The sequence below is a fragment of the Citrobacter sp. Cpo069 genome (genome assembly GCF_030332785.1).
GTDB lineage: Bacteria > Pseudomonadota > Gammaproteobacteria > Enterobacterales > Enterobacteriaceae > Citrobacter > Citrobacter portucalensis.
In genome coordinates this window covers 517,992-530,949 of sequence record NZ_JAOWHD010000059.1, presented here as the reverse complement: position 1 = coordinate 530,949, position 12,958 = coordinate 517,992, and the positions used below count along the sequence as shown (strand labels likewise).

Here is a 12,958-nt window from a genome sequence, read left to right as displayed (position 1 = left end):
CCGATCGCTTATGACGTAATATTTCATAACTTAATAAAAACAAAGAAGAAAATTAATGCCCAATACGGAAGTGTCGCAGGTGCAATCAATGAAAGTGGCTAAACTTAGTGGTGTCTCTGGTAGTGACAAAGTATCTTTTGTGTATGGGGGCTGTGAATGGTGTGAGTGATACTAAAATAGTATACATAATAAAATGTTATTAATGACAAAGGTTATAAATCTATAAGAAACCATTAAATAAGAAATGAATTAGTGTCATTGAATCTGTGCAGATATAATAGTTTGCAAAATCTTATGCTTTATTATATAAAATGCAAAATTAAGAGAGCCCTTAAGGTTGTTATGGATAACGGCAATTCAAATAATAGAAGGTTAATGGCTTTCTATATAATCTGTTTGGCTAGCTATGTTCTTGGTGGAGTGTGTCTTACACAATTTAAATTAACGATACAAAGTGTCCCGCAAACAGTATATCTGATTATAATTGTAGGGTTATTCTTTTTATATGGGATAATCTTCCTGTTTATGTTATTCCAGTATCTTTGTAGAAAAGATCTCACCTGCCTTATGATATTAGGTATGGCGTTTCTTGGGAATAACATATTTTTCATCGAGACTATCTACATCGTTCAGGACTTGATTAATGATTATGCCTCAATCGAAAAAAGAACTAACGATATAGCCATATTCTATTACTTTCGGCAGATTAGTTTCATTGCTCTGCTATTTGTTTCATTAAAATCTTATAAAGTATCCTCGACAGTTATTGAAACCAAAGAAAGAGAACCTTGCTATATCGTTCTGTCTTTTTTAATCATGCTTGTTATCGCGGTGGTGGCGCACGCTCTGGCCAGTTACAACCCTAATTTTACACTCGAGATCACAAGCCTGAAGCCTGATAATGTCACCGTGCACTGGCATATTGGGTACATTTATTCGCTTATTGTATCCTGGGGACTGGTCCTGTTGTATTTAATCATTAAAACCAGAACGCATAACATCTTGTGGAAAAGTATAGGGCTACTGTGTTGCTCAGCAATATTGACCAATGTACTACTTCTGAGCCTGGATGAATATAGCATGTATATTTGGTATGTAAGCCGGGGGATTGAGGTGATAAGTGCCCTGTGTATAATCTCAATACTGATGTACAACACCTTCATCATCTTAAAAAAAGAAACGGATTCAGCTATTAAAGACGCAATGACTAAAATATATAATCGTAAACTATTCTATAAGTCATTAAAATCATCATTAGCAAAAGGCACAGTATGTGTAATGGTTCTGGATATTGATAAATTCAAACGGATTAATGATACTTACGGTCATCAGGAAGGTGACAGAGTGATAATCAGCATTGTCGATATTGTCAATAAATCAATCAGAGATACGGATATTTTTGCCAGAGTAGGCGGTGAAGAATTTGCGATCCTTCTTAAGTGTAACGATAAAGATGAGGCAATTGTTGTTGCAGAGCGAATTAGGCGAAATGTAGAGAATGGTACGACAATACCAAATTCATATGAGTTAAAAGAAAAAATGACGATAAGTATCGGTGTATATTGCAGCAAAATTGATGATGAATCAGCGGATAAAGTTGTTTCATACGCCGATGCCGCATTGTATGAAGCCAAAAATTCTGGCAGAAATAAGGTGTGTTACTATTATCATTAAGGTTGAAATATACGCCGTGTAAGATAAGTTTATTATTCCGAACCGGCGAATACAAATACACAAATCATCCCACGACCTCTGTACTCCGACGACGGCGCAGGCTATTCCACGAGTACAGGGCGTTAAACAGTACGACGCCCGCGGTCACACAGAAAACGGCACGAAAACCGTAGTTGGCGGATATCGCTGCCCCCATTAGAGGTCCTGTTACGTTACCGATATCGCGAAATGACTGGTTATAACTGAAAATACGTCCAGCTATTTGATTGGTCGAGTTGTAAACCAGCAGCGTTTGTACCGCCGGGAGCAGAGCGCCGTCGGCCGCACCCAATAAAAAGCGCAGAACACCAAGCTGCAAGGGCGTATGGACAAATGACATTGGAATAAGCAGTAACACAGAAACGATCAGCGCGACGATCAGGATCTTCTCCGGGCCAATTCGATCGCCTAATTTGCCAAGTTTCGGGGCGCTGATTAATGCCGCAACGCCGGGGACAGAGGCTATCATCCCACTGATAAATGCAATATTGCTGACGTTGCCAGCCAACTCTCGAACGTACAGGGTCAGTATTGGCGCGATAGAACCGGTGGCTACCTGAATGATCAAAGTGGTGATAAACAGGCTCAGCACCAGTTTGGGGTTCTTTAAAGAGGCCACGACTTCACGAATGTGCAGCATCTCCTTCTTGCTCACCGGCTGGAAACGCTCGCGGATAAAAAATAGCGTCAGGATGAAGCAGACCAGCAGCACGCTGGCGGTGATGAAAAATACCGGGCGTAATCCGTACTGATCCGCGAGCAGCCCGCCAGCTAGCGGCCCGAGCAGTGCGCCACTAACGCCACCGGTTGAAAGCGTTCCCAGTGCCCAGCCGCTTTTATTGCGTGGAACCTGGGTGGCGATCAGTGCATTCGCATTGGGGATGAATCCACCAAGCAGCCCTAACAAGGCGCGCAGGATTAAGAACTGCCAGATATTTTGCGCCAGTCCCATCAGCAGCATCACAATTGCCATGCCCAACGCGGAACGCAGTAGCATGATTTTTCGTCCTTTGCGATCGGCAAGGCCACCCCAGAAAGGAGAGGCAATGGCTGAAAAGAGAAAGGTGATGCTGAAGACCAGGCCTGACCACATATTCAGGGCGCTATGACCCGTGACGCCGAGACTCTCGACGTAAAGAGGCAAAAAGGGCATGACCAGGCTAAATGCTGCTCCGGTTAAAAAACAACCTAACCAGGCAACGGTGAGGTTGCGTTTCCAGTTTATGGGGGCATCTGAGGGTGACATAGCGATCCGCAGTGTGATGCGCTGTTTGCGCTATCGATTGAATATAAGTAAGCAGGCTAATTATGCGCCTGGTTGATAGTTGCTGCAATGCGGATAGCAGTTAAATCTAAAACGGGTAGGGAGCGGGTTGCAGCCCACTGGGCTGCAACTCTGCGTCAGTACAGAGAAGGGGAGCCTTCAGGACGCGTCTTGAAGCGACGATGCAACCACATATACTGCTCTGGCGCCATCATGATGCATTGCTCAACAATTTTGTTCATCCACGCAGCTGTAGTCTCTGCGTCGTCCAACGGTGGTGAACATTCTGGAGGCAACATAATCAATTGATACCCTTTACCGTCAGGTTTGCGGCGGGGAACAAACGGTACCAGGCAGGCATTGGACATGCGTGAAAGCATCCAGGTCCCTGAGGTTGTTGCGGCTTGTTCAACGGCAAAAAGTGGTACAAACACGCTGGCGCGAGGGCCGTAATCATGATCCGGCGCGTACCAGACCACTTCGCCCTTTTTCAAGGCTTTAATCATCCCTTTCAGGTCTTTACGATCGAGCATTGATTTATTCGAGCGCATGCGGCCCCAGGTTTGTAGCCAGTCCAGCAGCGGATTGTCATTAGGGCGATACACACCAATACCCGGCTCCTGCAAGCCAAACTGGCGCGCACCCAGTTCCAGAGTCAGAAAGTGCAGACCCACTAACAGAATCCCGCGTTTTTGCGCCTGAACGTCACGGATATGTTCCATTCCGATCACTTCCGTCCAGCGCGAAATACGCTTATCGGACCAAAACCAGGCCATCCCGGTTTCCATTACGCCCATGCCTACTGATTCAAAGTTCTTGACGACCATCTGCTGGCGTTCCTGCTCACTCATCTGCGGGAAGCACAGTTCCAGATTTCGGGAAACAATTTTTGCCCGACGTTTCATCAAACGTAGCGCCAGTCGACCTAATGCACAGCCCAACTTAAAGAGGATGGGGTAGGGTAACTGCACGATTAACCAAAGGATGCCAATACCCAGCCAGGTTAACCAATAGCGTGGATGCAGTAACGCAGCCGAAAACTTGGGTAAATTCGTCATGTCTATCCTGTCTTCAAACGACCAATTCCCTGTATTGTCGCATTTTTTCGCGCGTATCAAAAATTTGTGACGGGAGAACGGTGATTAATTCCGCAATTGTTGTTGCGATTTTATCGTGAAGTATGAAATGTAGCGTAAAATGTGTGGATGTAAATTGGCGATGTTTGCTTTATTATGCCGCCGATTTTCATTTATTCCTTATTTGCAGGATACGTACACCATGCCAGTGTTACACAACCGCATTTCGAACGACGCCCTCAAAGCCAAAATGCTGGCCGAGACCGAGCCGCGCACGACGATCTCATTCTATAAATATTTCACCATTGCCAATCCTCAGCACACGCGTGATGCGCTGTACCAGATGTTCACCGCATTGAACGTCTTCGGGCGAGTATATCTTGCCCATGAAGGAATTAACGCGCAAATCAGCGTACCGCAAAGCAACGTCGAGGCATTTCGCCAGCAGCTCTATGCGTTTGATGCTGCATTGAAGGATTTACGTCTGAATATTGCGCTGGATGATGACGGTAAATCGTTCTGGGTACTGCGTATGAAAGTCCGCGAACGTATCGTGGCGGATGGTATTGACGATCCAGACTTTGACGCCAGCAACGTGGGGGATTATCTCAAGGCAGCAGAAGTGAACGCCATGCTGGACGATCCTGAAGCGGTATTCATTGATATGCGCAATCACTATGAATATGAGGTGGGTCATTTCGAGAATGCGCTGGAGATCCCGGCAGACACGTTCCGCGACCAGTTGCCGAAAGCTGTTGAAATGATGCAGGCGCATAAAGATAAAAAAATCGTGATGTACTGCACGGGTGGGATCCGCTGTGAGAAAGCCAGCGCCTGGATGAAACACAATGGATTTAGCAGAGTCTGGCACATTGAGGGCGGTATTATTGAGTATGCCCGCAAGGCGCGTGAACAGGGACTTCCGGTACGTTTTGTCGGTAAAAACTTTGTCTTTGATGAGCGTATGGGCGAAAGGATCTCTGAAGATGTTATCGCGCATTGCCATCAGTGCGGCACGGCGTGCGATAGCCATACTAATTGCAAAAATGATGGCTGCCATCTGTTGTTTATTCAGTGCCCGGCTTGTGCGCAGAAATATAAAGGCTGCTGTAGCGAGCTGTGTAGCGAAGAGAGTGAGTTGCCGGAAGAGGAACAACGGCGTCGTCGTGCGGGACGTGAAAATGGCAATAAAATCTTCAATAAATCACGCGGTCACCTGAATACCAAACTGGGTATTCCAGACCCTGCGCAATAACATGATGCCGGATGAGGGGCAGAACCTCATCCGGTAATTCATGCGTTACTTCTGCTGAACACCTTCCACTGAGATGATCAAATCGACTTCCTGCGATGCAGGTCCGAGATCGGTGGTGATGTTGAAATCCTTCAGCTTAATCTTACCTTGCGCTTCAAAACCAGCGCGCGTACCGCCCCAGGGATCGCCACCCTGACCGATGAGCTTCGCGTCCAGCGTAACCGGTTTGGTAACGCCGTTCAGGGTCAAATTACCGCTGATATCCAGGTCATTCCCCTCTTTTTTCACGCTGGTGGAGCTGAAGGTAGCCTGCGGGAATTTTGCCACGTTAAGGAAATCTGCACTGCGCAGATGCTTGTCGCGTTCGGCGTGATTAGTGTCAACGCTGTTGGTGTTGATGGTTACGTTAACCTTATCGGCTGCGGGATTTTTCTCATCAAAGGTAAACGTACCGTCGAAATCTTTGAAAGTGCCGTACAGCCAGCTGTAACCCAGATGCTGAATACGGAAATTAACAAAGGCATGCTGTCCTTCCTTGTCAATTTTGTAATCTGCCGCCACGGCCGACCCGGTGGTGAATAAAAGAGAAGCGAGTGTAAGTCCCAGCAGGTTTTTTTTCATTTTAAGCTCCATAGTCAGATGACGATTTTCCCAACATGCGATTGAGGGTATCGTCGTTATCAATAAAGTGATGTTTCAGGGCCATCAGTCCGTGTAGTAGGGATAAAACCACCACGGTCCACGCAAGCCACAGGTGCAAGCTACCGGCGAGGTCGGCCTGGGAACCCGCATTGGCCAGGGTGGCGGGAATGTCGAACCAGCCAAAGACGCCTATCGCTTTGCCATCTGCGGTGGAAATCAGATATCCGCTGATGACTATTGAAAAGAGCAGCAAATAAAGTGCGAGGTGACCCATTGCCGCGGCGATACGGGTTAAACGGGAGTAGCTTGCCAACGCAGCAGGCGGAGGGGAGAACAACCGCCAGATAACGCGGATAACCAGTCCCATCATGAGTAGGATGCCGATGCTTTTATGCAGTTCGGGGGCCTGGTGATACCAGCCATCATAGTAGCTAAGCGTGACCATCCATAACCCCAACGCAAACATGCCATATACAGCAATCGCAACCAGCCAATGTAATGTGGCTGACACTACGCCATAGCGCTGTGGAGTATTATTGAATTGCATAAGCACACCGATTGATATTTCAGAAGTGAATGAAAATGGCGTGTAAAAGACATTAATGCAACTAATAAATAACAATAGTGATGATATTTATTTTTTGTTCAATAAAGTTGACTGATTGTTGAGGTAATCATCAAGAGATTAGTGCGAAAATATGTGGCGGGGCTTAGTCTATGGGATGTTATGGTTTTTGTTATTGTTCAGTTTATTGCAATGAAAATTAAGCTAATCTCAATTTTTGTCAACTATTGTCAGCGCGCAGGAATTAGAAAAACATAATATATATTACATCCATAATGGCCAGCAGCGACCATAAAATAATGTAGAGCATAAGGTGCTCGCGAATATTATTAACCAGATAGTGAAAGATACGGCGCATTGACGTTATTCCTGTCATTAAAAATGGCCTCACCAACGAGGCCATTCATTTATTATCACTTAAAACGGCTTAGCCTGAAGGGGGTCAGGTCAAATTCAGACGGTTTGTCCTGAGCGAAGTCTGCCGCAATCTCTCCCAGTACAGAGGCAAACTTAAAGCCATGTCCGCTCAGTCCGGTAATGATCAGCGTGTTGTCATGTTCCGGCAGAGTATCAATGATAAAGTCCTCATCCGGAGAATTATCGTAAGTGCAGGATGCGCCGTGCAGGCAACAGCCAACGCCAGGCAGAATTGTGCGCAGGAATGGGAAGGCTTCAGAACCGTCGCTGGCTACAGCGGCAAATGGCTTACGCTCTTCTGCAGAGTGAATTACCTGTCCGCCATTGTGCTTACCAATTTTCAGCTCGTCGTTTTCAGCCGGGAAACCGTAGTATTGATCGCCATTTGGCAGTTCGCCGGTGAAGGCCGGGAAGTTATTCTTAACGCTGTAGCGCCCATCGGCCTGATACCAGGCGAACACTTTGCGCACAGGTTGTATCGGTAGTTCAGGGACTAAAGCCTGCACCCAGGTACCGGCGCTGATCACTGCTTTCTTCGCGTGGTAGTCACCGTCAACCGTTTCTACCGTGATGCCATCATCACCGTGATGAATTGCGCTGACCGGGCATTTAAACAGTTGCGCACAGCCTGCTTCTTCCGCCAGACGGATCCAGGTTTTAATTGCTAACTCACTGCGTAAAAAACCGGACTCCGCTTCAAACAGACCGATATAGTTGTCAGGTACGCGAATTTCCGGCCAGCGAGCCATGATGGCCGCTGCATCTAATTGTTCAACGTTAAGTTGCCACTGTTTTGCGCTTTGCGCTGCAGTTGCTAAGAAGGTTGACTCTGCCGGACCGAGGTTGATAACTCCGGAGCGAACAAAAATCGGTTCTTCATTATGGGGGGACAGTTCATCCCACAATGTTTGCGCACGTAGCACCAGCGGAACGTATTTTTCGCCTTCGCCATAAGCATGACGAATTAATCGAGTATCGCCGTGGTGGCTGCCCTGTTGATGTGGTGGCATATGCGCATCGATCATCAGAACCTTCAGACCGGCACGAGTGGCATAGTATCCAGCTGCGGCGCCTACCGAACCGCTGCCAATAATGATTAAGTCGTATTTCATCCGCTTCTCTCTGCAATCGCGATAGTAGAAGGGTAAATAACTGACCTGGAATATTCAACCTGGAAATAAGAAAGGCACCGCTAAGGTGCCTTTTGATGGTTGGATGTATCAGGTTTAATGTCGCTGATACTCATTTACCTGGTAATCGCCAGATTCAATTTTGGCGATTCCTGCTTCTAATATCGAAATAAATTGCCTGGCAACATCAGTGGTTAACCAGAGCGTTTGACCAACTTCAGTCCCATCCGGGTCAGGGCGGTTCGGGGTTTGGTAGTGCAAACGCAGCATCAGCGCATCGTAGCTATCAACAGTGCTGATGTCCCACCCTACAAGCGGATGAGTCTGAATGACTTCATTATTCTTTTCCATCATGCCCCCTAATTCGTGTTACTAGACAACGGTTTTCGAGGTTCAATGCGTTTTTTTCTGAAGCAACTTCAGTATATCAATAAATAAGGGTATTCATTGAAAATTTAAAGAGGGAAGGGCATAAATTTTTTGTTTTCAGCGTTATCTGACTAAGAAACCGACATGTTATTCATTTTTTTTTAGTATGTTGCACAATTATTTTGTTGTTTTGGTTAAAAGATAATCGGTGGGTTAATATTAAATTAAATGCTCGTCAGAAGAAATGTGCGATTGATTACAAGATAGCGTGTATAAAAAAGCCGGGGCGACCCGGCAAACAAACATCACTGCATATCATTATTTATTCGTTAATGAACCAGTCATCCGCGCTTTCCCAGGTTTCCTGTAGGATCTCGCTGATGCGCTCTTTGTCCTCTTTGGTCGCGCCAATAACCGACAGATTGTTTGCGCCGGCATAACGGACGGTAACGTTACCTTCGTTATCCGGAAAATGGTGCTGAATACGGCGGGAGAGTTCACCTGCCAGTGCGTCAATTGCACCGGCAGGTAAAGGTGAAGTTTTGGCAATAGTGACTTCAATACGCATAGTAGCCCCCTGTGGAATATACTGTTTATTTATACAGTTACTCGAATCGGTTGGCTACACTTTTTTTAGCTTTTTACTGACCAGCGTACCGTTTCGCCACCCAGGAAAGGCACCAGCGTATCGTCTTCCAACGCTATGCTCTCAGGAACAAGGTGCTCCATGCGTTCCAGCTCAATAAAGGTCTCATTTACCGGCAAACCATAGAACTGTGGGCCGTTGAGTGAGCAGAAGGCTTCGAAATGGTCCAGCGCATTCATCTCTTCAAACACGGTGGCATAGCTGCCTAGTGCGGTCGGTGCATTAAAGCATCCAGCACAGCCACAGCTTGACTCTTTGCGATGACGTGCGTGCGGCGCTGAGTCGGTACCGAGGAAGGCGCGCGTAAACCCGCTGGCAACCAGTTCACGCAGCGCCTGTTGGTGGACGTTACGTTTGAGGATCGGCAGGCAGTACAGGTGAGGACGAATCCCGCCAACCAGCATGTGGTTGCGGTTAAACATCAGGTGCTGTGGCGTAATAGTCGCTGCCAGAAGCTCGTTACCGTCGCGCACGTATTCGGCAGCATCTTTGGTAGTGATATGCTCGAACACTACTTTCAGCGAGGTCAAACGCTGGCGCAGCGGTTCCATCACTGTTTCAATAAAGCGCGCTTCGCGATCGAAAATATCGATATCTGCATGCGTCACTTCGCCGTGCACCAGCAGCGGCATACCCAATTTTTCCATCCTCTCCAGCACCGGCATGATGGCGTCAATAGAGGTTACGCCATGTGTCGAGTTGGTGGTGGCATTGGCCGGATAGAGTTTTGCTGCGGTGAATACGCCTTCGTTAAATCCACGTTCCAGCTCGTTGGGATCCAGCGTATCCGTTAAGTAGCAGGTCATTAATGGTGTGAAGTCGTGTCCGGCAGGTACCGCGTCAAGAATGCGTTGGCGATAAGCGATAGCCGCGTCAACCGTGGTGACGGGCGGTGCCAGGTTCGGCATGACAATGGCGCGACCATAAATTTCACTGGTGTAGGGCACGACAGTTTTTAACATGTCGCCATCGCGAAAGTGAAGATGCCAGTCGTCTGGGCGGCGGATCTTTAAAACCTGGGATGGTGCAGTCATTAATATGCTCCGGCTGAGGATAGTCTTTTTTGCCGGAAACAAAGGATAAGCGGAAACGTTTTCGTTTGCACGAAAAAAAAGGGCGCATCGGCGCCCTCAGTTTTATTAGTCGGTGAACGGGATGATGATTTCCCCCGGTTTCACCTCAATTCCCTTCGCCAGTTTTTTCGCCAGTGCTTCACCCTGGCTACTGTCATCCTGCAGAATGTAGGCTGGCTGCTGGTTGAAATAGTTACGCAGCGACTGGTTTAAATAAGGCATCAGCGTTTGCAGTACCGACTGCATTTTTTCTGGTGTCACGGTCGCATCCACGACTTCCATCTCTTGCAGATAAATTGCGCCTTTCTCTTTGTTAAATACCGGTAAGGCTTTTAACTTCAGCTTCATGGTCGCTTTCTGGCTGCCAAACAGGGAATTCATGTCCAGGTTGGCGTCACCGGTCAGGGTCACTTTATTGGGTTCTTCACGGCCAATCTGACTGGCGAGATTATTTAGTACGATGTGTGCTTCAGCAACGCCGGGCAAGCCGATATCTTTAGAAAAGTTATTATGCTTTGCCAGGGCCTGATTAATTTCTTGCTCGCTAACCGTGTATTGCGTGAGTTGATTACAACCAACCAACAGGCCGCTGACAATCAGTGCAGCGGCAAAAAAAAACTTTTTCATGGGGTTCCTCAACATGATGCATGTGGCGTAATCGTGACACAAAGCATCATCGAGTACCAGCGCCCCGGACGCCAGCAGAAAAAACTGAAAAGCGCCCGGACGCAGGTTCGGCTATCAGGCGTCTGGCTCCAGCATGCCTCTCGTTGGGCGTTTGAGACTGAATTGCCAGCCCAGCGCCAGGAAGGTGATGAGGCCGATAATACCGAGCATCATCCAGGGCAACTCTGGCTGTGCCAGGGCCTTGCCCATGTCAAACAGCCAGCCGCCGCCGATATATCCAATTGCGCCACCGATAGCGAGCCCCAGTCGACTGAAGCCCATATAGCTTCCTCGGGCACGTGCATTCGCCAGTGAGGCGCTAAGGGTTTCACGCGCTGGTTCGGCGATGATCGAGCCAATATAGAACGTACAGATCAGGGTGAACAACTGCTGCAAATTCCCCACCAGACCGATCGGCATCATGCTCAGAGACATCACCAGCAGACCGGCCATCAGACGATGTTCAAGGCGAAAACGTTTTTCACTCCAGCGGGCAATTGGGTAGAGCAGCGTCAATGAGAGGCACGCCTCGATGGCATACATCCATTTCACAGCGGCCGGTGAACCTGCGATGTCGTTCACCATGATTGGCAGCATCAGCATCACCTGTACCGCCAGCATGTAATAGCCCGCCAGCGTCAGCACATAGGTGACAAAGCGCTTGTCATGCATCACGTGGCTCATCCCTTCGCGCACTGGAATTTTCACCGTCGACAGCTTCCATGCCGGGAGCAGCCAGGCGTTAAACGCCGCGCACAGAACGAACAAAATTGCGCCGGTGGCACAGACAAGACGGAAATCATATTGTAATAACCAACTGCCAAGCAACGCGCCAACCACGGCCCCGGCGCTATCCTGCATCATCAGAATAGAGAAAAAGCGCCCGCGCTTTTCCGGGCGGATCAGTTTAACCACCAGCGCCGAGCGGGGTGGATCGAATAGTGTACCGCCCAGTCCGGAGAGAAAGCAGGAAAACCACAGCAGCCACGGCTCATGGGCAATGCCCATGGTGGCGAACCCGGCAGCGCGCATCAGCATGCCGGTGACGATCATCGGTTTTGCACCGAAACGGTCCGCAATAGCACCGCCGAAAATACCCAACCCCTGCTGGATAAATTGACGTAATCCTAGTGCAATACCGACCATCACGGCGGCCCAGCCCATTTGGTCGACGAAACGAATTGAGATCAGCGGGAAAACGACGAAGAAACCCAGCACGACCAGCATATTATCGATGAGAAGGAAGTATTTACCCAGGTTCCTTGCCTGCGAGACTTGCGACATTTCCCCTCCAGGGAAAAACTCGTCACTCTGGATAGAGTTTAAAAGATAAGCACCTCCTATTCTGCGGTGTCGTCATCGCTTTTCCCACCCTTCGCGGGACAATATTTTTTTATCAAAAGTCCGTCTTGATAGAGAGTTTTCATCAAAATGTGTGAATAATTCAAAAAATGGCATTTTGCTCTTTTCACAGGGCGTATTCGCACAGGTATAGTAATGCGAATAGCGTATTGAAGACGTTACGGGAAGGAGTAGGTATAGAATGTTTGGCTATCGCAGTAACGTGCCAAAAGTGCGCTTAACCACCGACCGCCTGGTCGTGCGTTTAGTGCATGAGCGTGATGCCTGGCGTCTGGCAGATTATTACGCAGAAAATCGTCATTTCTTAAAACCCTGGGAACCTATTCGCGATGAAAGCCACTGCTATCCGTCCGGCTGGCAGGCGCGTCTGAGCATGATCTCTGAGTTTCATAAACAGGGCACCGCCTATTATTTTGCGCTGCTCGATCCGGACGAAAAAGAGATTATCGGCGTTGCGAACTTCTCAAACGTAGTGCGGGGATCCTTCCATGCCTGTTATCTCGGCTACTCCATTGCGCAGAAATGGCAGGGGCAGGGGCTAATGTATGAAGCCTTAACCTCGGCCATCCGTTATATGCAGCGCACGCAGCATATTCACCGCATTATGGCTAACTACATGCCACATAATAAGCGCAGCGGTGACCTGCTGGCGCGACTGGGTTTTGAAAAAGAAGGGTATGCCAAAGACTACCTGCTGATTGACGGGCAGTGGCGCGATCACGTGCTGACGGCGTTGACCACATCAGAATGGACCCCCGGCCGCTAAGTTTCAGATGCAGC

The 12,958-nt window shown here is 48.2% G+C and carries 14 protein-coding genes; 3 read left to right on the top strand and 11 right to left on the bottom strand.

Annotated features, from left to right (window positions below; translation table 11 throughout):
• The first annotated feature begins 342 nt into the window (after positions 1-342).
• Entirely contained in the window at positions 343-1,674 is a 1,332-nt protein-coding gene (locus OGY08_RS18600; protein WP_048236462.1) for a sensor domain-containing diguanylate cyclase, read from the top strand.
• Positions 1,675-1,738: 64 nt separating this feature from the next.
• Here the strand turns inward: OGY08_RS18600 and mdtG are convergent, their stop codons facing one another.
• Together mdtG and OGY08_RS18590 are read right to left on the bottom strand one after the other, a co-directional pair.
• Positions 1,739-2,959 carry a multidrug efflux MFS transporter MdtG gene (gene mdtG / locus OGY08_RS18595; RefSeq protein ID WP_048235661.1) on the bottom strand — a complete coding sequence of 407 codons (1,221 nt, stop codon included), beginning with the start codon at positions 2,957-2,959 and terminating at the stop codon, positions 1,739-1,741.
• A gap of 155 nt (positions 2,960-3,114) precedes the next feature.
• Complete coding sequence (locus OGY08_RS18590) at positions 3,115-4,035, bottom strand: Kdo(2)-lipid IV(A) acyltransferase (RefSeq protein WP_003036136.1); 921 nt, start codon at positions 4,033-4,035, stop codon at positions 3,115-3,117.
• Between the two features lie 220 nt (positions 4,036-4,255).
• Here OGY08_RS18590 and trhO point away from each other — a divergent pair, with 220 nt between their 5' ends.
• Positions 4,256-5,308 (top strand): oxygen-dependent tRNA uridine(34) hydroxylase TrhO, encoded by a 1,053-nt coding sequence (trhO, locus tag OGY08_RS18585; RefSeq protein WP_125363403.1) that lies wholly within the window; start codon positions 4,256-4,258, stop codon positions 5,306-5,308.
• A gap of 45 nt (positions 5,309-5,353) precedes the next feature.
• On the opposite strand, the gene OGY08_RS18580 is transcribed toward trhO, so the two are convergent.
• From OGY08_RS18580 to mdtH, 9 genes are all read right to left on the bottom strand, one after another.
• A complete protein-coding gene (locus tag OGY08_RS18580) occupies positions 5,354-5,929 on the bottom strand; it encodes a YceI family protein (protein ID WP_008784351.1) in 576 nt (191 codons plus the stop codon).
• A gap of 1 nt (position 5,930) precedes the next feature.
• Entirely contained in the window at positions 5,931-6,497 is a 567-nt protein-coding gene (locus OGY08_RS18575; RefSeq protein ID WP_125363404.1) for a cytochrome b, read from the bottom strand.
• A gap of 262 nt (positions 6,498-6,759) precedes the next feature.
• Positions 6,760-6,873: a YceO family protein gene (locus tag OGY08_RS18570; protein WP_003036148.1), complete on the bottom strand. Its 114-nt coding sequence runs from the start codon at positions 6,871-6,873 to the stop codon at positions 6,760-6,762.
• A 55-nt stretch (positions 6,874-6,928) separates the two neighbouring features.
• On the bottom strand, positions 6,929-8,044 hold the full coding sequence (solA, locus tag OGY08_RS18565) for an N-methyl-L-tryptophan oxidase (RefSeq protein WP_125363405.1): 1,116 nt from the start codon (positions 8,042-8,044) through the stop codon (positions 6,929-6,931).
• A gap of 114 nt (positions 8,045-8,158) precedes the next feature.
• Positions 8,159-8,413, bottom strand: a complete 255-nt coding sequence (bssS, locus tag OGY08_RS18560) for a biofilm formation regulator BssS (RefSeq protein ID WP_003036154.1) — start codon at positions 8,411-8,413, stop codon at positions 8,159-8,161.
• 340 nt (positions 8,414-8,753) lie between these two features.
• Entirely contained in the window at positions 8,754-8,999 is a 246-nt protein-coding gene (gene dinI, locus OGY08_RS18555; protein ID WP_003036157.1) for a DNA damage-inducible protein I, read from the bottom strand.
• A 65-nt stretch (positions 9,000-9,064) separates the two neighbouring features.
• A complete protein-coding gene (gene pyrC / locus OGY08_RS18550) occupies positions 9,065-10,111 on the bottom strand; it encodes a dihydroorotase (RefSeq protein WP_008784353.1) in 1,047 nt (348 codons plus the stop codon).
• Between the two features lie 105 nt (positions 10,112-10,216).
• Complete coding sequence (locus OGY08_RS18545) at positions 10,217-10,777, bottom strand: lipoprotein (protein ID WP_020996498.1); 561 nt, start codon at positions 10,775-10,777, stop codon at positions 10,217-10,219.
• Between the two features lie 114 nt (positions 10,778-10,891).
• Positions 10,892-12,100: a multidrug efflux MFS transporter MdtH gene (gene mdtH / locus OGY08_RS18540; protein ID WP_003832142.1), complete on the bottom strand. Its 1,209-nt coding sequence runs from the start codon at positions 12,098-12,100 to the stop codon at positions 10,892-10,894.
• 259 nt (positions 12,101-12,359) lie between these two features.
• Here mdtH and rimJ point away from each other — a divergent pair, with 259 nt between their 5' ends.
• Positions 12,360-12,944 carry a ribosomal protein S5-alanine N-acetyltransferase gene (gene rimJ / locus OGY08_RS18535; protein ID WP_003832145.1) on the top strand — a complete coding sequence of 195 codons (585 nt, stop codon included), beginning with the start codon at positions 12,360-12,362 and terminating at the stop codon, positions 12,942-12,944.
• Positions 12,945-12,958 lie beyond the last annotated feature (14 nt).